Source organism: Paraburkholderia sp. GAS41, assembly GCF_050436545.1.
Taxonomy (GTDB): domain Bacteria; phylum Pseudomonadota; class Gammaproteobacteria; order Burkholderiales; family Burkholderiaceae; genus Paraburkholderia.
This window is the reverse complement of record NZ_JBNDMK010000003.1, coordinates 189569-210279: the sequence shown is the minus strand read 5'-3', so window position 1 is coordinate 210279 and position 20711 is coordinate 189569. Positions and strand designations below refer to the sequence as shown.

Sequence of the window (20711 nt, the reverse complement as noted above, 5' to 3'; positions counted from 1 at the left end):
GAATTCAACTCATCTATATCGAGGACATCATCATGCCCGCTGCAGTATTTTCTCTGGCGATCGCGGCCTTCGCGATCGGAACAACGGAATTCGTCATCGTCGGCCTGTTTCCCGACATTGCAAAGACCTTCGGAATCTCTGTACCGACGGCCGGATTACTGGTGAGCTTCTATGCTTTGGCTATCACCGTCGGGACGCCTCTGGTTTCCGCTGTGACCGCACGGTTGCCTCGCAGGGCGTTGCTGCTTTCCCTCATGACGCTCTTCACGTTATGCAACTTCGCCGCAGGTCTCTCCGGTTCGTTCGCTACGTTGCTGGCAGTCCGGATCGTGATGGCCGTGGCCCACGGTGTTTTCTTTGGCTTGGGGACAACCGTCGCGATGTCGCTCGTTTCGACGGAGAAATCGGGCAGGGCGGTTGCCATCATGGTCAGCGGTCTCACTGTTGCGATGGTAACCGGGGTCCCTGGCGGTACCTGGATAGGGGAACTGATGAGTTGGCGCGTTCCCTTCTTCGTCGTGGCCGCAATGGGCGCTCTTGCGACGGCGGGACTCTGGCGGCTGTTGACCTCGCTTCCATCGCAGCATGGCTCCGGCAACATCCTCTCGCAACTCGCGCTGCTCAAGAGCAACGCATTAATGCCGCTTTACCTGATGGCCGCGGTGGGTTTGGGCGCCACGTTTGCTGTGTTTACCTTTCTGTCGCCTTTACTGACACGTATCACGGGTCTCAGCAGTGAAGGTGTGACCCTGGGCCTGATGACTTTCGGTTTGGGTTCGGTCGTCGGGACGATCGGTGGCGGGCGTCTTTCCGATCGTTATGGTCCGAAGTTCAGCATGAATATCGCATTGACGGGCCTCGCCATGTCCATGGCGGCCCTGTTGGTCAGCGCGCATCAACCTGCTCTGGTCATGGTCAACCTGTTTGTGTGGGGGACGTTCGCCTTTGCCATTCCCCCCATCTTGCAGGCAACCGTTGTGCGGGTCGCGCAACGAGTGGCACCCCGGGCCGTCGGTACGGCTGCCGGCCTCAATGTCGCTGCGTTCAATCTGGGAATCGCTGGCGGCTCCTTTCTTGGCGGACGGGCTTTGACAGGCGAGAGCGTGCTGGCGACGGTCTACGTCGGTGTCGCTTTGTCGATCATCGGGCTGGTTGTCGTCGCAATGTATCGATGGTCGGATCGTCTTTCGGCCGTGACGCCCCGTCATGCTCTGAGGAAGCTCTGACCATAGGTATATGCCTCGTTTCATCGCGCGTTTGTAAGCGCATTCCATCCGGGCCCGGAAGGCTCAACCATGTCGCCGACCCGATCGACACGCCGTGCGGCAGCGACCAGGAACGTCCGAAGAGATACACCATGAACGATTTACATCCTCCTATTCCCATGCCCGGCAGGCGACGTTTCGTGCAGTTGCTCGCTTCACTGCCTTTCGTTCCAGGTATGGCACTCGATCAGACAACGTCACCTCAATTGTCAGGAGCGGCAATGACGACTGCACAGCGTCCTGCTCGGCCAAAAGCCCTCGTGTTCGACATGCAGGGCACGGTCCTCGATTTCTACGACCCGATGATGCGCGAATTGGCCCAGATCCCGGCCGTCGCGTCGCATCTTGAGGATTGGTCGACCTTCGCTGGTCGATGGAGTGCGGCGGCGCACGACGCTATCGTTGAGATTTGTGCGGGTCGAACGGCGTGGCAACCCAACGGCGCGGTCTATGCGAACGTGTTATCACCGTTGCTTTCGCGCTACCCTGGCGGAAATGCCCTTTCCGACGACGACAAAACGCGATTGCTCGGCACATGGGGAAAGATGCAACCCTGGAACGATTCGGTGCCAGGACTCACGTCATTGCGTGAAGAGTTCGTGCTCGCGACGCTGACGAATGCCTCTATGGCTGCGATGGTCGCAATGGTCAAACGAGAGAAGCTTCCGTTCGATGCCATCTTGACGGGGGAGTTGGTACACGCGTTCAAACCCGATCCGCGCGTGTACCAACTGGCGTCGGACTTTCTCGGCTTTGCTCCTGGTGAGATTCTGATGGTGTCTGCTCACAAGTGGGACCTGATGGCGGCGAAGCACAGTGGGTTGCGAACCGCGTTCATCCCGCGGCCTGATGAAAACGGTCCCGCAACCCGGGTAGATATCTCGTCTGAGCCCTACATCGACGTGACTGCGTTCGATTTGCCGCATCTCGCGTCTATTCTGGGTCGAGGCTAAACCGGAGCCATCGGACCACCGGCCACAACCCTCGATTTGCCGCACGAGACACCCATACACGCACAGCAATCAGACCCGCGAGTCCCGCTCAAAGCCACGTGCCGCCCTGCCGTTCGCTCGGCTCCTCCGTGAGGGCGTCGAAATCGTGAATCCACCCGAGGTGATGCATCACGCTGTCGTGCGCGCCGAGGCGGGCGTTGCGCGCCTCGGCGGCCGGACCGTCGGGCAGATGCAGCACGTCCGCGGTGGTGATCGACGCGTATTGCACCTTGCGTGTGCGGCCGCGGCGCAGGCGCTCGTAGGCTTCTTGCGCCTCGCGCCAATTGCCCGGACCCGCCGCGGCCAACTGCGCGGCCAGCACGACGGCATCTTCGATCGACTGGTTGGCGCCCTGGCCGTGATGCGGCACGAGCGCATGCGCGGCATCGCCGATCAGCGTCACGCGGCCCTTGCTCCAACGGCCGAGCGGCGGGCGATGGAACAGGCCCCAGCGCTGACTGATCGGCACCGCGGTGATCATCTGCACGACGGCCGGATGCCAGTTCTTGAACAGGCGCAATTGCTCGCCCTCGCTGGCGGGCATCACCCAGTCGCGCGACGGCCACGGTGACGGATGACGCTCGACCAGGAGGAAATTCTGGTCGCCTTTGTCGCCAATCGGATAGTGCAGCAGATGGCCGCTCGGCCCGATCCAGAACTGGATGGTCTCGGGGTCGGGCAACAGATCCATGCGCCCGGCCGGCACCACGCCGCGAAAGCCCGAGCAACCGGAATACAGGGCGTCGTCATAGCCGAGCATCCAGCGCCGGGTGATCGAGCGCGCTCCATCGGCGCCGATCACCAGATCGGCATCGACGTGCACGCCGTTATCGAAGGCCAGACTGACGCGATCGGGATGCTGTGTGAGATCGACCAGCCTATGGCTGAGCTTGATGTGTTCGAGGCCGACCGCCTTGGACAGCACGGCCTGCAGATCGGCGCGATGAATGCCCCAGTACGAGCCGCCAAACTGTTCGCGATAGCTGGGCGTGCCGCGATGATGGCCGATGACAGCGCCGCTGCGTCCGTCGCGATAGACGAGCCCCGGCACCTCCGCGCACACCTTCTCGAACTCCGGACGCAGACCCATGCGTTCATAGAAGCGTGTCGCGTTGGCCGAGAGCGCAACGGCCGCGCCCACTTCGCGCAGCTCGTCGGTCTGCTCGTACAGTTGCGCATCGATGCCGTGCTCGCGTAGTGCAAGCGCAAGCGTAAGGCCGCCGATGCCGGCACCGATGATGGCAATCCTCAGGTCCGTCTGCTTCATGCTGTGTCTCCAATCTTCAGATTGATGGGTTTGGGCCGCCATGACATTTCTCACCGCGTTGCCGAATGTGCGTGCCATGTCAGTATTTTCAGCACTAGACCTTCATTCTTCAATAAGATGAAATGAATCTGCTTCATCACTGGATTGAATGAGACTCTGCGATGCGTGAAACATGGAACTGAGATGGAACTGAGCGAAATCGACCTCAATCTGCTGCTGCTTTTCCAGCGGTTGATGCAGGAACGGCGCGTGGCGACCGTCGCCGAGCAGATGAACATGAGCCAGCCCGGCGTCAGCAACGCGCTCGCCAAACTGCGTCGCCGGCTTGGCGATCCGCTGTTCGTGCGCAGGCCGGGCGGCGTGGTGCCCACCCCCTACGCGTTGCGTCTGGCGGAACCGGTCTCACAGGCCCTCGCCACGCTGCACGCCGCATTCAATCCGGTGACGGGTTTCGACCCGCTGCGCGCGATGCGCACCATGACGATCGGCATGACCGATATCGGCGAAGTCGTTTTTCTGCCCGCGCTGCTCGAACGGCTGTCGCGCGTCGCGCCGGGGGTCGCGCTCAATACCGTCCGCGATACGAGCGTCAATCTGAGCAACGAGATGGCCGACGGCCGGGTCGATCTGGCGATTGGCCTGCTGCCGCAGCTCAAAGGCGGTTTCTATCAGCGCCGCCTGTTCGATCAGCACTATGTCTGTCTGTTCAGGCGCGGCCATCCGCTCGAGGACGCGCCGCTCTCGCTAGCCGCGTGGCGCGAGGCGGAGCATCTCGTCGTGGTGGCGGCCGGCACCGGCCACGGGCAGGTGGACGAATGGCTGAAACGGCGTGGCGTGCGGCGTCAGGTGCGACTGACGGTGCCGCACTTCATGAGCGTGGGCTACATCCTGCAACGCACCGATCTGATCGCCACGGTGCCGGAGCGACTGGCGCAGCAACTGGCAACGCCTTTCTCGCTCAGCCTGCGCGCATTGCCTATGACGCTGCCCGCCGCGCCGATCCATCTGCTGTGGCACTCGCGAGTCCAGCAGGACGAAGACAACCGCTGGCTGCGTGGGGTGGTAATCGATCTGTTTGCGGACACCGCAGCGCACGTCCGCAAGACAGGCGGGCAGCAAAAGAAATAACACGCCATTCGATCATTGCCTGGCGGGCGCAACCTTCGGCCTCTGAATACGTGTAGGGCGGCCGGAGTGGGGCGGGTTTCGGTGTCTGGACTCGACCCATGCCGCTCGCCGTGCGAGCCGCATGCGCGTTGACAAGCGGTAGACGTTCATGAAAGCATGAGCGCGATTCACCTATCGGGGGCACAGGTGCGCAAACTGCCCAATTTCGTCTTGCTGCGTGCCTTCGAAGCCGCGGCGCGCTTGCAAAGCTTTGCCCTTGCCGCGCACGAACTCTGCCTCACGCCTTCGGCAATCAGCCATCAGGTCAAGGAACTCGAAGAATATTTCGGGCGACGGTTGTTCATCAGACAACATCGGGGCATTGAGCCCACCCCCGAGGCACTGCGGTTGCTCGACAGCCTGAGCCGGGTATTCGACGTGATCGAATCCGCTTGCACCGAGGTGTCGCTCGCACCTCAAGCACAGGTTCTCGCCGTCCATTCCACGCCCAGTTTCGCGGTGAAATGGCTTGCGCCTCGCCTGCCGGACTTCGGCCGGCACCATCCGGACATTACGCTGCGCCTGTCAACGGGGCCGGAGCTTCTGGACCTGACACGCGCCAAGGAAATCGACGTCGCCATCTATTACGGCAGCGCGCTGGATCGTCCGGGAGTCGTGACGGTGTCGCTGGGGTGCGAGCCCGTGGTTCCAATGTGCGCTCCGCCACTGCTCGAACGAGCGGCAACCTTGGAGCAGCTCGTTCAGGAAGCGTCGCTGATCGAGAGTTCGCTCAGCCGCCTGACCTGGCGCGACTGGTTCGACGCCAATTCGATACCCATGCCCGCACGGCCGCGGCCGTCATTCGACCGCTCGGCGCTTGCAATCGCGGCTGCAGTCGACGGCTTTGGGTTGGTCCTCGAGAGTATCCGCTTAGCCGAGCGCGAACTCGCTCGGGGAGAACTGGTGGAGATCGGCCGCGACCGTTTCGTCAGATTCGAGCGGGAGACTCACTTCCTGTCATGCCGGACGACCGAACTCAATCAGCCCAAGCTGGCGGCCTTTCGTCAGTGGGTGCTTGACCAGACACACGATTAGGAGGCTGCTGCGAAGCTCGATCAACCCGCAATAAAGCGCGTTGCGGGCACTTTCGCGCGGCACGACCCACCGACAGGTGAATCAGAATCACGTTTCATTGAACAACGATCGTTTGTCGGCGCGTCGCGCAGGCGCGACTATCTGTCTGCGGCAAGCGTGTTTTCACGGATCCCGAAGAGACCCATACCAATGAGTATGCGTTTTCCCGGATGAATGCCCGTGATTCGTCCCGCTTCAATCAATGCCTGAGGCTAACCGGAACAACCTGAATTGCCGGTGCGTCTCGCGTCCGGACGCCTGTTCGAGCGAAACCTGGAGAATGTAATGCTGAGTCCACACGAAATCGCCACGCTAATGGTGGTCAAGAATGCACCCGGCCGGATCGAATCCGGCCTGGGCGATCTGAATGCGCTATTAGACCTCAAGCTTTTGACGGTGGAACGCGCCGTAGCCGGGTACTCCTTTGCCCGCGTCACGCCGCGTGGTGATGCCGTTTTGCGGGCAATCAGCCGGCGATTCTGATGGATAGGCGGAATGGATCGTTCTGCGCAACGCATGAGACATGACCCATGACGCCTTCTAAAGAATACTGTCCAATGCTTTGGAGAACCTGGCAACCGCGCCTTCGACGTCATGCAGTTTGTCGAGGCCGAATAGTCCGATGCGGAAGGTCTTGAAATCAGCAGGCTCGTCGCATTGAAGCGGTACGCCGGCTGCGATCTGCAAGCCGGCATCGACGAATTTCGCGCCGCTTCGAATACCGTCATCGTCCGTGTAGCTGACCACGACGCCCGGAGCCTGAAAACCTTCCGCCGCGACGCTCCTGAAACCTTTGCTGGTCAGGAGTGCGCGAATGCGCTTGCCGAGTTCGAACTGCTCCGCTTTCACTTTATCGAAACCATATGCTTCGGTTTCCTTTATGACGTCACGCAGCGTGGTGAGACTGTCCGTGGGCAGCGTGGCGTGGTACGCGAACCCGCCGTTCTCGTAGGCTTCCATGATCTGCAGCCATTTGCGCAGATCGCAAGCAAAACTGGTGCTGGTGGTTTGGTCGATTCTTTCGCGGGCAAGCGGGCTGAGCATGACGAGTGCGCAGCAGGGCGACGCGCTCCATCCTTTTTGCGGTGCGCTGATCAGGATGTCGACACCGCTGGCCTGCATGTCCACCCAGATCGTACCGGAGGCGATGCAATCCAGCACGAACATGCCGCCGACGTCATGAACCGCATCGGACACCGCGCGCAGATAGGCATCGGGCAGCATCATCCCGGATGCGGTTTCGACATGCGGCGCAAAGACCAGATCGGGCTTGTTTGCCTTGATCGCCGCGACCACCTCCTCAATTGGAGCCGGTGCGTAAGCGGCCTGCCGCCCTTGTTCTTCCGGACGCGCTTTCAGCACGGTCGATTCAGATGGAATACCGCCCATGTCGAAAATCTGCGACCAGCGGAAACTGAACCAGCCATTGCGGATGACCAGACACTTCCTGCTCGTCGCAAACTGCCGCGCAACGGCTTCCATGCCGAACGTTCCGCTGCCGGGGACGATAACGACCGCCTTCGCGTTGTAGACGCTTTTCAGGGAGCTGGAAATATCGCGCATGACGCCTTGAAAGCGCTGCGACATGTGATTGATTGATCGGTCGGTGTATACGACTGAATATTCGAGGAGTCCCTCGCGGTCGACATCGGGAAGTAAGCCTGGCACGTTCGCCTCCGGTAATGGACGAAGAAAAGACCCGCAAACTGATTCTAACGAAAGCTGGCTGCAACGCCATTGGCTGGGACGCGCCCGTTAGCCGACCGGCACGCTCATGTCTCTGGTGGGAGTGTGCCATAAAGATTGAACAATCCCGCGAGGCATCGATCACCGGGCGAGCGGACGTAACGTCCGGCGCTTTATGCCCGGCAGGAATGAGTATTATCGACGGTGCCTGCCTTCCTGGTCATGCCGCTGAGCTTCATCATTCGCTCATCGTCAACCAGCAAGGAGAACACTCATGTCACTGCAAGACAAACTCGACGCATTCCGGGCCGACTTCAAGGCAGGCAAACCGCCCTATAAGGCACCGCCGGAAATCCACCCCGTTATGGAGCGCGCCACCGCGGAACTGATCGCGAGTGGTCAGGCGAGCCGCGCCATCAAGGCCGGCGACCGCGCACCGCAATTCACCCTGAACGATCAGGACGGCAACGAGGTCGCTTCGGCGGCGTTGCTGAAGAAGGGGCCATTGGTGATTACTTTTTATCGCGGCGTATGGTGCCCGTATTGCAACATCGAACTGCAGGCGATCAACGAGGTGCTACCCGAGATCCAGCGCTACGGCGCGAATGTGGTCGCACTCTCGCCCCAGACGCAGGTCAATAGCCGGAAGTCGGTTCGCACCAATGAACTGGGCTTCCCGGTGCTGAGCGACGTCAACGGTCAAACGGCTGCGGATTTTGGTTTGCGTTTCGGATTACCCGACTATCTCGTCGAGTTGTACCAGAATCTGAAGAACGATTTGCCGAGCTTCAACAACGATCCGAGCTGGACGTTGCCGATGCCCGCGCGTTACGTCGTGGGTCAGGATGGCATCGTGTTGTACTCCGAAGTCAACCCGGACTACACGCGCCGTGCCGACCCGTCGGAGATGTTCCCGGTGCTGGAGAAAGCGACAGCCAGGGCCTGAACGCTACGGCCTGGCGTCGCCGGATGGCGTACCCAACACTTCTTCGACGAACTCGACGAAGGCACGCGCCTTGGCACTCACCATCCGGCCGGCCGGAAATACGGCCCACAGGTCGATAACCGGCAACTCCCAGTCGGTGAGGACCGACTGGACCGTGCCGTTGGCGAGTTCGGGCGAGAACATCCACTCTGACGCAACCGCAAGGCCCATATCCGCGAGTACCGCCGTGCGCATGCCCTCGGCGGCACTGACACTGACGCGTCCGGAGACCACGACCGCAACCGCCTTGCCGTCCTGACTGAACGCCCACGTTTCACCGCCGCCACGCAACGAATACACCACCGCCTGATGCTGGCTCAGATCGGCGGGCGTGTGCGGGATACCGTGTTCGGCGAAGTAGGCGGGTGTGCCGACAACGAGTCGGCGGCTCTGCGCGATGCGGCGTGCGGTCATCGCGGAGTCGTCGAGCGAGCCCATCCGTAACGAAACATCGATGCCTTTTTCGAGCAGGTCGATGGTGCGGTCGTCCAGCACGATATCGAGTTGCAGGTTCGGGTGCCGGTTCATGAACGTCTTTAGCACCGGCAGAATGTGCAGGCGCGCGAAGGTCACGGCGGCGCTGACGCGAAGGATGCCTGATAGTCCGGTGGACGAATCACGTGCGACCTGCTCGGCAAGCTCGGTCTCTTCGATCGCGCGCCGCGCATGTTCGTAAAAGCGTTGACCCGCATCGGTCGGCGTCAGGCCGCGTGTTGAGCGCAGCAGCAAGCGGACGCCCAGGCGCTCTTCGAGCTGCGCAATCGACTTCGAGACGGCGGGCTGACCCAGTTTGAGCCGTTTTGCCGCTGCTGAGAACGAGCCCGCTTCGACGACGCTGATATACGTTTCCATTGCTGCCATCCGGTCCATGCGGGCGTTGCTCCTTCAATGGGTTGTCATCAAGGCCGAAGTCTAACGCGCCAGAAGCATCACGGCGTAGCCGCGCTCAAGACACGGTGGAATGGTATCCTCGCTTCGCCGAGGCCCGCCAACGCCCGCCAACGCCCACCAACGCGCCAGGCGCTGCCGGCAAGCAAGGTAAAGGACGAGAGGTTCGCGTCATCCGCTTCGAATTTCGAAAGCTATCGCTTTGGAGACGATGCAATGAAACGCCGCTACTGGGTATACCTGTTCCTGTTCTTGCTGACGGTCGTGAACTACGTCGACCGCGTGGCGTTGTCCATTGCATCCACCCAGATCAGCAAGGAATTCCTGCTGTCGCCAGTCAAGCTCGGTTACCTGTTTTCCTCGTTCCTGTGGCTGTTCGCCGTGGCGTTGATTCCGATGGGTTTGCTGGTCGACCGTTTTGGCACTAAACGCCTCAACGCATGGGGCATCGGCTTCTGGTCGCTGGCCACCGCGTTGACCGCGTTCACCGGTGGGTTCATTTCTCTGCTGATCACCCGTCTCCTGATGGGGCTCGGTGAGTCGACGACCTATCCCGCAGGCGGCCGCGTGATTCGCGAATGGGCGCCCGCCGCGGAGCGGGGCATCGCCACCTCCATCTTTCAGGCCGGGAGTCTTCTGGGACCAGCGGTTGGTGCGATTGGCCTCGGCTACGTCGTGACGGCCTACGGGTGGCGCGCCGGGTTTCTGGTGGCGGCCTCGCTGGGTTTCATCTGGCTGGCCGCATGGCTGATATGGTTCAAGCAGCCGGAAGACGCCAACTGGCTGAGCGAATCCGAGCGCACGTACATCGTGGCCGCTCGGAACACCGTCGGAACCTCGAATTCGCTCGAACCGAAGCGGCTCGGTCTCGCGGGACTGGTCCGTTCACGAACCATCTGGGCCATCGCCTTCACCCAGGGCTGCGCGGTCTATGCGACCTATCTCTTCCTGACATGGATGCCTAACTATCTGCAAGCGGAAAAGGGCATGAGCATCACGCGCAGCGGGCTGTTCACGGCGGTTCCGTACGCCGGTGCTGCCATCCTTGGCGTGCTGATCGGCACTTGCAGCGACCGCTATCTGCGCGGTAAGGACATCGCGGGTGGAAGTCGCAGGGCAGTCGTTGCCGTCTGCCTGCTGATGTCCGCACTCATTCTGCTGGTTCCCGGCGCCAATGAGCTTTGGCTCGTGATACTTCTGCTGACGCTGTCCCTGACCGGCTGCACTGCGGCGGTCGCGTCGAACCTCTCGCTCATCAACGACATGCTGCCGTCGAAGAAGGATTCGGGCACCGCAATCGCCATGATCAGTGTGGGCGGCAACGGCTTCGGCCTGATGGCGCCCATCGCGACGGGCTACGTCGTATCGATGACGCATAGCTATCAGGCGGGTTTCGTCATCACGGGAATTCTGGCGCTAACGGCGGTGGCTGGAACGCTGCTGCTAACGCGTCGTCCCATCACGGCAACCCAGCCAGCCGGCGATGTTTGCACTACGCGAAACGCGTAAGCGCGCGGTGGGTGACACATGCCGGCAGGCGCCGCTCTTGCGCTTTGCGTAAGACGCTGAAAGCATAGATACTATGTTGTATGTTTGTAACGTACACCGCTGCTATCACGGTAGCGGACGCACTTGTTGAAGTAGTCACGGCTACCTAGCCATCCAACACCCTCGCGGCAGAACCACTCCATAGCACTTCCGGGGCGATGAATAGCAGAGTCCAGGTTTTGTCGAACGATGGCGAGCGCATCCTGTCTCGCGTACGGCGCTCGGGCGAGGGCGGCGACTACTACGTCCTGTTCGCGCAGCCCGCCGCGAATCATCCGCTGCCCGCCAGCCTCGACCGCATTTCCCACGAATTTGGCCTGAAGAACGACCTCGACAGCCAGTGGGCGGCGCGGCCGCTGGAGCTGTTGCAGGCGAGAGGGCGCCCTCTGCTGGTGCTCGAAGATCCCGGCGGCGAACCGCTCGATCAGTTTCTCGGTGCACCTCTGGAGATCGGGCGTTGCCTGTCGCTTGCCGTGGGTATGGCAACCGCGCTGGACCTGCTGCATCAGCGCGGTCTCGTCCATAAGGATCTCAAACCGAACCATGTGCTGGTGAACTGTCCCGACGGACAGACGCGACTGACCGGCTTTGGCCTGACCTCGCGCTTGCCGCGCGAGAGACAGGCACCCAAACCGCTGGAAACCATCGCCGGCACGCTCGCCTACATGGCGCCGGAGCAGACTGGCCGGATGAATCGCTCGGTCGATTCGCGTAGCGATCTCTACGCGCTCGGCGTCACGTTCTACCAGATGCTGACGGGCGTCCTACCGTTCGACGCGACGGACGCCATGGAATGGGTGCACTGCCATATCGCCAGAATGCCGTTGCCACCTGGCGTGCGGGTCGACAGCGTGCCTATCGTGTTCTGCCGCATCGTCATGAAGCTGCTCGCCAAGACCGCCGAGGAGCGCTATCAGACCGCCGCCGGTGTCGAGCAGGATCTGCGGCGCTGCCTGGCGGACTGGCAGCGCAAAGGCCGCATCGACGATTTCGCGCTGGACGAATACGGCACGCGTGGCCGTCTGATGATTCCCGAACGACTCTATGGACGGGAGCGCGAAGTCGAGACGCTGGTCGCCACGTTTGCGCGGATTCTGGAGAGCGGTACGCCGGAGCTCGTGCTCGTGTCCGGATATTCCGGCATCGGCAAGTCCTCGGTCGTCAATGAACTGCATAGAATCCTCGTGCCGCCACGCGGATTGTTCGCGTCGGGCAAGTTCGACCAGTACAAGCGCGACGTCCCGTATTCCACGCTGATCCAGGCGTTCCAGGGGCTGGTGCGCATGCTGCTCGGCAAGTCCGACACGGAGCTGGCAAGCTGGCGCGCCGCCCTGATGGAGGCGCTCTCGCCCAATGCCGCGCTCATGAGCGACCTGATTCCGGAACTGAAGCTCGTCATCGGCGAACTGCCGCCCGTTCCGGAACTCGAGCCGCAGCAGGCGAAACAGCGCTTTTTGCAGGTGTTCCGGCGCTTCATTGGCGTATTCGCCCAGGCTGACCATCCGCTCGCGCTGTTTCTCGACGACCTGCAATGGCTCGATGCCGCGACCCTGGATCTGCTCGCGGATCTGACCACACACCCGGACATGCGCTATCTGATGCTGATTGGCGCGTATCGGGACAACGAGGTGGACGCCACCCATCCGCTGACTGCCAGACTTCAGGCGGTGCGCGACGCGGGCGCGAAGGTCGGGGAAATCCGTCTTGCTCCGCTGACCCGTACGCACGTCGGGAATCTGATTGCGGATGCACTCAACTGTGCGCCCGAATCGATCGAGTCTCTGGCGCACCTCATGCGCGACAGGACGGGCGGCAATCCATTCTTCGTGATCCAGTTCCTGCGGGCGTTGGCCGAAGGCAATCTTCTGACGTTCGAGCGCGACGCACGGCAGTGGCGCTGGGACACGGAACGCATCCGTGCCAGCGACTACACCGACAACGTCGTTGACCTGATGGCCGGCAAGCTGATCCGCCTGCCGCCCGCCACCCAGCGCGCGCTGCAGCAGCTTGCCTGCCTTGGAAATGTCGTCGACATCGCGACGCTGTCGGCCGTGCTCGACGTGCCAGAGGCGCAGGTTCACGCCGTGTTGTGGGAGGCCGTTCGTCAGGAAGTGGCCGTGCGGCTGGACGACGCGTACGCGTTCGTGCACGACCGGATCCACGAAGCTGCCTATTCGCTGATCCCGCAGGCCGCGCGCGCCGAGGCCCATCTGCGGATCGGCCGGCTGCTCGTCGGCCAAACCCCCGAAGAAAAGCGTGAGGAAGCGATCTTCGAGATCGTGGGGCAACTCAATCGCGGCGTCGTGCTGATGACCGAGCGCGACGAACGCGAGCAACTGGCGGCGTTCAATCTGCTCGCCGGCCAGCGAGCGAAGGCGTCCACTGCGTATACGTCGGCGCTCGCCTATTTCATCATGGGCGCCGGGCTATTGAGCGACGATTGCTGGCAACGGCGGCATGATCTGATCTTTACGCTTGAGTTGAACCGGGCCGAATGCGAATTCCTGACGGGCCAGCCGCTGGCCGCCGAAGCGCGACTGGCGGCGCTGTCGAGGTGCACCGCGACCACGCGCGAGCGTGCCCTGGTGGCATGCTGGCAGATGGATGTCTACGTGGTGCTCGACCAGAGCGACAACGCGGTGGCGGTTGGCCTCGCTTTCCTTCGTCACGTGGACATCGAGTGGACCCCGCATCCTGACGAGGCGGAGGTGCGACGCGAATACGAGCGTATCGGGACACTGCTGGGCAACCGGAGCATCAAGGCGCTCATCGATCTGCCGGCAATGGAAAACGCACATGCCGTGGCAACCGTCGATGTGCTGGTGAAGCTGATCCCGCCCGCCTTGCTCATGGATGGAAAGCTTGGGTGCCTGACGATCTGCAAGGCGGTTAGTCTCAGCCTGGAGCATGGCAACGGCGATGCGTCATGCGTGGCCTACTCGTATCTACCGAAGGTCGCCGGGCGGCGCTTCGGCGACTACCACGTCGGATCTCAATTCGGTCAGCTCGGCTGCAAGCTCGTCGAACGGCGCGGCCTCGTCCGCTACGAAGCCCGCACGTACCATTCCCTCGCCAATTTTGTCGCGCGCTGGATACGGCCTGTCCGCGCATGCGCTGCCGAACTGCGGCGCATTTTCGACCTCGCGAACCGGACCGGCGACCTGCAGTTCGGCGCGTACGCGCGCGCCCACCTCGTCTCGACTCTGCTTCTGATCGGCGAGCCGCTGGCGGAGGTGCAACGGGAGGCCGAAGCCGGTCTTGCGTACGCCAGGAAAGTGCGATTCGGTCAGGTCATTCACTTTATCGAAGGGCAGATTGCGCTGATCCGCACGCTGCGTGGCATGACGCCCGTGTTCGGCTGTTTCGACGACGGACAGTTCAGCGAAGCGCACACCGAACGCGTGCTGTCCAAACCGTCGCTGTCGCTCGCCGCATGCTATTACTGGGTCCGGAAGCTCCAGGCGCGCTATCTCGCCGGAGACCACGAGGCGGCGATGGCCGCTGCCTGGGAGGCCGAAAGACTTCTGTGGATCTTGCACTCGTTCATTGAGGAGGCCGAATATCACTTCTTTGCCGCGCTGGCGAGGGCGGGCTGGTGCAAATCCCATCCGGCCGACCCGCTCCCGCAGCACCTGCAGGCACTGACTGCCCACCACAACCAGTTGCGCGTCTGGGCGGAACTTTGCCCGGAGAACTTCGCGGGCCATACGGCGCTCGTCGGTGCGGAGATGGCCCGCATCGAGGGCCGCGTGGTCGATGCCGAGATGCTGTACGAACAGGCTATTCGCGCAGCGCAGCAAAGCGGCTTCGCGCATGTCGAAGCCCTGTCGAACGAACTGGCGTCCCGCTTTTATGGCGCCCGCGGTCTTGCGAGCATTGCGCGCACCTATATGCAGGACGCCCACTATAACTACCTGCGTTGGGGCGCCAACCGGAAGGTCCGTCAACTCGAGGAAGAGTGCCCGTACCTGCGGGCCCAGGAGATGGCGCCCGGACCCACGAATACGATGGCCGCGCCGATCGAGCATATCGAACTGGCGACCGTCATCAAGGTTTTGCAGGCGGTTTCAGGCGAGATTCACCTGGCAAAGCTGATCGAGATGGTGATGCGCACGGCAATCGAACAGGCCGGCGCCGAACGGGGTCTGCTGATCCTGTCGGATGGGGAGCCGCGTATTGAAGCGGAGGCGATCAGTAGCTCGGGCAGGATCGAGGTTTCGACGCGACAGACCGCCATCGGAATCTTCGATCTTCCGCAAAGCGTGCTGCAGTACGTCATTCGCACCCAGGAACATGTGCTGATCGACGATGCGTCGGCCGACATCGTGTACTCAAGGGACGACTATGTGCGGCGCAAGCGTTCGCGGTCCGTCCTCTGTCTGCCCATTCTCAAACATGCGAAGTTTGGCGGCGCGCTCTATCTGGAGAATGACCTGACGTCGGGGGCTTTCACCTCGAATCGCGTCGCACTCCTGCAATTATTGGCTTCGCAAGCTGCGATTTCGCTGGAGAATGCAGCCCTCTATACCGACTTGCAACGCAGTGAAGCCTTCCTTTCCCAGGGGCAAAGAATCAGCCATACCGGCACCTTCGGCTGGAGCGTGGCCAGCGGCGAGTATTACTGGTCGGAGGAAGGCTACAACATGCTCGAATACGACAGGGGTATCAAGGCCTCCGCAGAACTTGCCTTGCAACGAATCCATCCCGACGATCGCGAATCGGTTCGACGGCTGCTCGACGAAGCGAACCGGGAAAAAAAGGATTTCGATAGTGAACATCGTCTGCTCATGCCGGACGGGAAGATCAAACACGTTCACACCACGGGCCGGGCGGTGAATATCGGCAACCTTGAGTTTGTCGGCGCCGTTCGTGACATCACGGAACGCAAGCTCGCGGAGGAGGCGTTGCGCGAGGCACTGACCGACCTTGCACGCATCAACCGGGTCACCACCATGGGCGAACTCACGGCATCGCTCGCGCATGAAATCAATCAACCCATTACGGGCGCTATCACCTACGCAAACGCCTGCTTGCGATGGCTTGCGCGTGACGTGCCGAACCTCGAGGAAGCGCGCGCGGCGGCCGCCAGAATGGTGAAAGATGGCGAGCGCGCCGCCCACATTATTGGCCGCCTGCGCGCGCAATTCGAAAAGGGTGCTCTGATTCGGGAGGCTGTGGATGTGGGCGCGATCATTCGCGACACCGTTGGCCTCCTGCGCAGCGAGGCAGTGCGTTACAACGTATCCGTCGAGACAGAACTGGCAGACGATATTCCGCAGATCGTCGGAGACCGTGTGCAATTACAGCAGGTCGCGATGAATCTGATCATCAACGGGATCGAGGCGATGAAAGACATCGACGGCATCCGGGCGATGGTTATCCAGTTGCGCACGACGCAAGACGGACAGATTCTCGTGTCAGTCAGCGACACCGGTAGAGGGATTCAATCGCAATTCGCGGAACAGATTTTCGATCCATTCTTTACGACTAAACCGCACGGCACGGGCATGGGACTTCGCATCAGCCGTTCAATCGTCGAGTCGCACGGCGGGCGTTTATGGGCCGTCGGCGCCCCGGGGCGTGGCGCACTGTTTCAGTTCACGCTGCCTGTTGCCGCTGCGGACCTGGGTGAATGATCAAACCGTCAAACTGTCAGATTGGGCCCGGAAGCGCGCGGTCGCAGGTTTCACTTCCCGCTCTGAATAACCCCGTTCAGTTGAGTCCCAGTTGCGTATGCGATCGCGCCGCGAGATGGAAGGGTTTGCCATCTTTTGCCGCCGCGCTTCGCCATGTATGCTGTACGACAGTTGTGAATCGTTCATGCGTCAGGCCGGCCGTTTTGGGGACAGGCTGGCTACCACCTGGAGACCGATGATGATTAAGGTTAGTGTCATGTACACGAACACCCCCGGTGCCCGTTTCGACCACGAGTACTATCGCGACAAGCATATGTCCCTGGTCAAGAATCGCATGGGTGCGGCGTGTTTGTACTACACCGTTGACAAAGGACTTGCAGGCGGCGCGCCCGGCGAGCCGCCGACATACATTGCCATGTGTCACATTTTCTGTGACTCGGTCGAGTCGTTTCAGGCCGCTTTCGGGCCGCACGCGAAAGAGATCCTCGGCGACATCACCAACTACACCGACCTGACGCCGACCCTTCAGATCAGCGAAGTGGTCGTCGAGCGCGCCTGACGCGAATGGCCGCGCAGGCCGTGACGGAACCGTGCTCGCTGGAGGACGGTTTGGCGGCCTTTACGAAACGCGTCGCTCACTCTCCACAAGGAATCCCGCCCCCCGATCGAGCATCGACGGGGGTAGAATCCCCGCCGGGAAACATTATTTGCTGGTGGATCGACTATTAAGACCCTGTTTTTATAGAGGTCAATATTCTGGATTGTCGCCTGGTGATTCTCGCATTCGGGAGAATGTTGGAGAAGCGCGCGGGGTTTCAGTTGAGTGCCACTGAACCTGACGGCGGATAATGGCGACAACGTCATTTTGAGCATTATTTTTAGGATTCTGTCATGGAAATTAAAGTCAACTTTCTCGACAAACTACGTCTTGAAGCCAAATTCGATGACTTCACGGTCGTGGCCGACCAGCCTATCCGCTATAAGGGCGACGGCTCGGCGCCGGGTCCTTTCGATTATTTTCTGGCCTCGTCGGCCTTGTGTGCGGCTTATTTCGTGAAGTTGTACTGCGTAAATCGCAATATTCCTACCGAGAATATCCGTCTGTCGCAGAATAATATTGTCGATCCGGAAAACCGCTACCAGCAGATTTTCAAAATTCAGGTCGAATTGCCGGCGGATATCTCGGAGACAGATCGTCGGGGTATTTTGCGTTTTATTGACCGTTGCACGGTAAAAAAGGTGGTGCAAGCAGGCCCCGAGTTTGTAATCGAAGAAGTAGAAAATCTGGATGCCGATGCGCAGGCATTATTGACGCTGAAACCGGCTTCGGATGCGAGCACTTATATTACGGGCAAGGATCTGCCGCTGGAGCAAACCATTGCCAATATGTCGGCCATTTTGGCGGGCCTCGGCATGAAGATTGAAATCGCTTCGTGGCGCAATATCGTTCCCAATGTGTGGTCGCTGCATATCCGCGACGCGCATTCGCCCATGTGCTTTACCAATGGCAAAGGTGCGACCAAGGAAAGCGCGTTGGCGTCGGCGCTGGGCGAGTTTATCGAGCGTCTGAATTGCAACCATTTCTATGGCGGTGCGTTCTGGGGTGAGGATATTGCCAATGCGGAGTTTGTCCATTACCCGAACGAGCGCTGGTTCAAGCCGGGTCGCAAGGATGCGCTGCCGGCGGGCATTCTGGATGCGTACTGCCTGGAAATTTATAATCCGGACGGCGAGTTGCGCGGCTCGCACCTGTACGACACCAACTCCGGCAATGTGGAGCGCGGTATCTGCTCGCTGCCCTTTGTGCGGCAGTCGGACGGCGAAGTGGTCTATTTTCCGTCCAACCTGATCGAAAACCTGTACGTCACCAATGGCATGAGTGCCGGTAATACGCTGGCCGAAGCACAGGTGCAATGTCTGTCCGAAATTTTTGAACGGGCCGTCAAGCGCGAAATTCTGGAAGGTGAGATCGCGTTGCCGGATGTGCCGCAAGAAGTGCTGGCGAAATACCCCGGCATTCTGGCCGGGATTCAGGGCCTGGAAGAGCAGGGCTTTCCGGTGCTGGTCAAGGATGCGTCGCTGGGCGGAACCTATCCGGTCATGTGCGTCACATTGATGAACCCGCGGACCGGCGGCGTGTTTGCCTCGTTCGGCGCGCACCCCAGCTTCGAGGTGGCGCTGGAACGGAGTCTGACGGAATTGCTGCAGGGGCGCAGCTTTGAAGGCCTGAACGATTTGCCTCAGCCGACCTTTGTCAGTAATGCCGTGACTGAGCCTAATAACTTTGTCGAACACTTCATTGATTCCAGCGGTGTGGTGTCGTGGCGCTTTTTCAGTTCCAGGGCGGATTTCGAATTCGTTGAATGGGACTTTTCCGGCGAGGGTGAAAACTCCAATACCGAGGAAGCCGCAACCTTGTTCGGCATTCTCAAGGCCATGGACAAAGAAGTGTACACGGCGGTGTATGAGCAGTTGGGTGCCGTCGCCTGCCGGATCCTGGTGCCGGGATATTCGGAAGTTTACCCAGTGGAAGATTTGATCTGGGACAACACCAACAAGTCACTGTTGTTCCGCGCCGATATCTTGAACCTGCATCGCCTGGACGATGCCAGCCTCGCAGCACTGCTGGACCGACTGGAAAACAGCGAACTGGATGAGCACTCCGATATTGCCACGTTGATCGGCATCGAATTTGACGAGAATACGGACTGGGGGCAGCTAACCGTTCTCGAGTTGAAGCTGCTGATTCATGTCGCCTTGCAGCAGTTCGAGGAGGCGCAGGAGCTGGTGGGCGCGTTCCTGCAGTACAACGACAATACGGTCGAGCGCGGGTTGTTCTACCAGGCCTTGAATGTGGTACTGGAGGTGCTGCTCGATGACGACCTGGAAATGGACGACTACGCGGTCAATTTCCGTCGGATGTTCGGCGACGCGCGGATGGACGCGGTGATGGGATCAGTGGACGGCAGCGTGCGTTTCTATGGGCTCACGCCAACGAGCATGAAGCTGGAGGGGCTCGACCGGCACCATCGTTTGATCGACAGTTACAGGAAACTGCATACGGCGCGGGCCAATGCGGCGGCTACCGTCAGTTAGGGCGACGAATTGTGGCTGAATGCGCTGATGCTGTTGATCTCACAGCATTAGTGCATTTTCGGAAGACGAGTGACTACAGGTCTCGCATGCTGCCGCGACGACGTGGCTCAATGATTAGGCCAGTAGGGCGCCCTTGAAGCGCAGCACCATCTGGCAGCCTGGCTGGTTGTCGCGTATTTCCAGTTCAGCGTCGTGCACGCGCGCAATGGCGGCAACCAGACTCAAACCAAGGCCATGTCCCGTCGTTGCGTGAGATTGCTGGCTCTGGCTGCGATAAAACGGACGCAAGACCGCCTCGCGTTGGTTTGCGCGTTGAAATGGTAGTTCCATACCGCTTCGAACAGCATCGCCCGCGTGACCGGTTGGCCCGCGTAACGCATTATGTATTCGAGCAACTGATAGTCGCGCGGCTTCAGTTCGATGACCTCGCCCGCACGTTTCACTTGATGATTGCCCGTATCGAGAAGTCGCCTACGCTCCGCGCGGACGGTTCGACGGGCGACGAGCGGCGGCGCAGCAGTGCATTCAGGCGGGCGGTGAGCTCGAGCCCGTCGAACGGCTTGGTCAGATAGTCGTCGCCGCCGGCACGCAGACCGCACACTCGCTCATCCACCGCCGAAAGCGCGCTCAGGATCAACACGGGGGTTTGTTTGCCGACATTGCGCAAGGTAGACAGGATCGACAAACCGTCGACGTCGGGCAGCATGCGGTCCAGCACCACCGCGTCGAAGTCGCCTTCGAGCGCGCGCAGTAAGCCGGAGTGACCACGCGCTGCGCTTTCGGCGGCAAAACCGTAGTCTTCGAGCGCAGCCGTGACTTCGAGCCGGGTGTGGCCGTCGTCTTCTACGACCAGGATGCGAGGCGTCGGGCGCGGGTTCGTCGGCCGCAACGTCTGGCCGCGTAGCGTGCCATGAACATCTGGCTGTTTCATGACGCGATCGGGGCGCCCCACGGCTCGATGCGACCTTGGTCGAGCGCCAGGGCCGCGCGCACTTCAACCTTCGCAAGCCACCTCGCGTCTTCGCTCGCCGGGTGAATCGAACGTGCGTCGGCTATCCGTAATAAGAACTTTAACTTCGTAAGTTACTTATCACCGGGCATTAATGC

Annotated in this window: 15 protein-coding genes; 10 read left to right on the top strand and 5 right to left on the bottom strand. The window is 60.8% G+C overall.

What is annotated here, in order from left to right; all coding sequences use genetic code 11:
- The first annotated feature begins 32 nt into the window (after positions 1 to 32).
- Together P3T43_RS07070 and P3T43_RS07065 are read left to right on the top strand one after the other, a co-directional pair.
- A complete protein-coding gene (locus P3T43_RS07070; protein WP_429280344.1) occupies positions 33 to 1226 on the top strand; it encodes an MFS transporter in 1194 nt (397 codons plus the stop codon).
- 260 nt (positions 1227 to 1486) lie between these two features.
- The gene (locus P3T43_RS07065; protein ID WP_429280343.1) at positions 1487 to 2218 is read left to right on the top strand and encodes a haloacid dehalogenase type II; all 732 of its coding nucleotides are present in this window, start codon (positions 1487 to 1489) and stop codon (positions 2216 to 2218) included.
- Between the two features lie 88 nt (positions 2219 to 2306).
- On the opposite strand, the gene P3T43_RS07060 is transcribed toward P3T43_RS07065, so the two are convergent.
- Entirely contained in the window at positions 2307 to 3524 is a 1218-nt protein-coding gene (locus tag P3T43_RS07060) for an FAD-dependent monooxygenase (protein ID WP_429280342.1), read from the bottom strand.
- A 183-nt stretch (positions 3525 to 3707) separates the two neighbouring features.
- Between P3T43_RS07060 and P3T43_RS07055 the strand changes: the two genes are divergently transcribed.
- From P3T43_RS07055 to P3T43_RS07045, 3 genes are all read left to right on the top strand, one after another.
- Positions 3708 to 4652: a LysR family transcriptional regulator gene (locus P3T43_RS07055; protein WP_429280341.1), complete on the top strand. Its 945-nt coding sequence runs from the start codon at positions 3708 to 3710 to the stop codon at positions 4650 to 4652.
- A gap of 156 nt (positions 4653 to 4808) precedes the next feature.
- The gene (locus tag P3T43_RS07050; protein WP_429280340.1) at positions 4809 to 5726 is read left to right on the top strand and encodes a LysR substrate-binding domain-containing protein; all 918 of its coding nucleotides are present in this window, start codon (positions 4809 to 4811) and stop codon (positions 5724 to 5726) included.
- A gap of 270 nt (positions 5727 to 5996) precedes the next feature.
- The gene (locus P3T43_RS07045) at positions 5997 to 6248 is read left to right on the top strand and encodes a hypothetical protein (protein WP_429280339.1); all 252 of its coding nucleotides are present in this window, start codon (positions 5997 to 5999) and stop codon (positions 6246 to 6248) included.
- 57 nt (positions 6249 to 6305) lie between these two features.
- Here P3T43_RS07045 and P3T43_RS07040 read toward each other — a convergent pair whose 3' ends face one another.
- Positions 6306 to 7433, bottom strand: a complete 1128-nt coding sequence (locus P3T43_RS07040; protein WP_429280338.1) for an aminotransferase class V-fold PLP-dependent enzyme — start codon at positions 7431 to 7433, stop codon at positions 6306 to 6308.
- A 292-nt stretch (positions 7434 to 7725) separates the two neighbouring features.
- Between P3T43_RS07040 and P3T43_RS07035 the strand changes: the two genes are divergently transcribed.
- Positions 7726 to 8397, top strand: a complete 672-nt coding sequence (locus P3T43_RS07035; RefSeq protein ID WP_429280337.1) for a peroxiredoxin-like family protein — start codon at positions 7726 to 7728, stop codon at positions 8395 to 8397.
- 3 nt (positions 8398 to 8400) lie between these two features.
- Here P3T43_RS07035 and P3T43_RS07030 read toward each other — a convergent pair whose 3' ends face one another.
- Positions 8401 to 9306 (bottom strand): LysR family transcriptional regulator, encoded by a 906-nt coding sequence (locus tag P3T43_RS07030; RefSeq protein WP_429280336.1) that lies wholly within the window; start codon positions 9304 to 9306, stop codon positions 8401 to 8403.
- A 234-nt stretch (positions 9307 to 9540) separates the two neighbouring features.
- On the opposite strand from P3T43_RS07030, the gene P3T43_RS07025 reads away from it, so the two are divergent.
- The 4 genes from P3T43_RS07025 (at position 9541) to P3T43_RS07010 (ending at position 19604) form a co-directional block, all read left to right on the top strand.
- Entirely contained in the window at positions 9541 to 10833 is a 1293-nt protein-coding gene (locus P3T43_RS07025; RefSeq protein WP_429280335.1) for an MFS transporter, read from the top strand.
- 197 nt (positions 10834 to 11030) lie between these two features.
- Positions 11031 to 16508 (top strand): trifunctional serine/threonine-protein kinase/ATP-binding protein/sensor histidine kinase, encoded by a 5478-nt coding sequence (locus tag P3T43_RS07020; RefSeq protein ID WP_429280334.1) that lies wholly within the window; start codon positions 11031 to 11033, stop codon positions 16506 to 16508.
- A 238-nt stretch (positions 16509 to 16746) separates the two neighbouring features.
- Entirely contained in the window at positions 16747 to 17067 is a 321-nt protein-coding gene (locus P3T43_RS07015; protein WP_429280333.1) for an EthD family reductase, read from the top strand.
- Positions 17068 to 17399: 332 nt separating this feature from the next.
- Positions 17400 to 19604 (top strand): OsmC domain/YcaO domain-containing protein, encoded by a 2205-nt coding sequence (locus P3T43_RS07010; protein ID WP_429280332.1) that lies wholly within the window; start codon positions 17400 to 17402, stop codon positions 19602 to 19604.
- Between the two features lie 114 nt (positions 19605 to 19718).
- Here the strand turns inward: P3T43_RS07010 and P3T43_RS07005 are convergent, their stop codons facing one another.
- Positions 19719 to 19934 (bottom strand): ATP-binding protein, encoded by a 216-nt coding sequence (locus P3T43_RS07005; RefSeq protein ID WP_429280519.1) that lies wholly within the window; start codon positions 19932 to 19934, stop codon positions 19719 to 19721.
- A 109-nt stretch (positions 19935 to 20043) separates the two neighbouring features.
- Positions 20044 to 20535, bottom strand: a complete 492-nt coding sequence (locus P3T43_RS07000; protein WP_429280331.1) for a response regulator transcription factor — start codon at positions 20533 to 20535, stop codon at positions 20044 to 20046.
- Positions 20536 to 20711 lie beyond the last annotated feature (176 nt).

Excerpts from the sequence above, each read along its gene's own strand:
- P3T43_RS07015 (WP_429280333.1), top strand. The coding sequence starts at position 16,747 with ATGATTAAGGTTAGTGTCATGTACACGAACACCCCCGGTGCCCGTTTC.
- P3T43_RS07035 (WP_429280337.1), top strand. The coding sequence starts at position 7,726 with ATGTCACTGCAAGACAAACTCGACGCATTCCGGGCCGACTTCAAGGCA.
- P3T43_RS07010 (WP_429280332.1), top strand. The coding sequence starts at position 17,400 with ATGGAAATTAAAGTCAACTTTCTCGACAAACTACGTCTTGAAGCCAAA.
- P3T43_RS07055 (WP_429280341.1), top strand. The coding sequence starts at position 3,708 with ATGGAACTGAGCGAAATCGACCTCAATCTGCTGCTGCTTTTCCAGCGG.
- P3T43_RS07020 (WP_429280334.1), top strand. The coding sequence starts at position 11,031 with ATGAATAGCAGAGTCCAGGTTTTGTCGAACGATGGCGAGCGCATCCTG.
- P3T43_RS07050 (WP_429280340.1), top strand. The coding sequence starts at position 4,809 with ATGAGCGCGATTCACCTATCGGGGGCACAGGTGCGCAAACTGCCCAAT.
- P3T43_RS07025 (WP_429280335.1), top strand. The coding sequence starts at position 9,541 with ATGAAACGCCGCTACTGGGTATACCTGTTCCTGTTCTTGCTGACGGTC.
- P3T43_RS07005 (WP_429280519.1), bottom strand. The coding sequence starts at position 19,934 with ATGGAACTACCATTTCAACGCGCAAACCAACGCGAGGCGGTCTTGCGT.
- P3T43_RS07030 (WP_429280336.1), bottom strand. The coding sequence starts at position 9,306 with ATGGACCGGATGGCAGCAATGGAAACGTATATCAGCGTCGTCGAAGCG.
- P3T43_RS07060 (WP_429280342.1), bottom strand. The coding sequence starts at position 3,524 with ATGAAGCAGACGGACCTGAGGATTGCCATCATCGGTGCCGGCATCGGC.
- P3T43_RS07065 (WP_429280343.1), top strand. The coding sequence starts at position 1,487 with ATGACGACTGCACAGCGTCCTGCTCGGCCAAAAGCCCTCGTGTTCGAC.
- P3T43_RS07070 (WP_429280344.1), top strand. The coding sequence starts at position 33 with ATGCCCGCTGCAGTATTTTCTCTGGCGATCGCGGCCTTCGCGATCGGA.
- P3T43_RS07000 (WP_429280331.1), bottom strand. The coding sequence starts at position 20,535 with ATGAAACAGCCAGATGTTCATGGCACGCTACGCGGCCAGACGTTGCGG.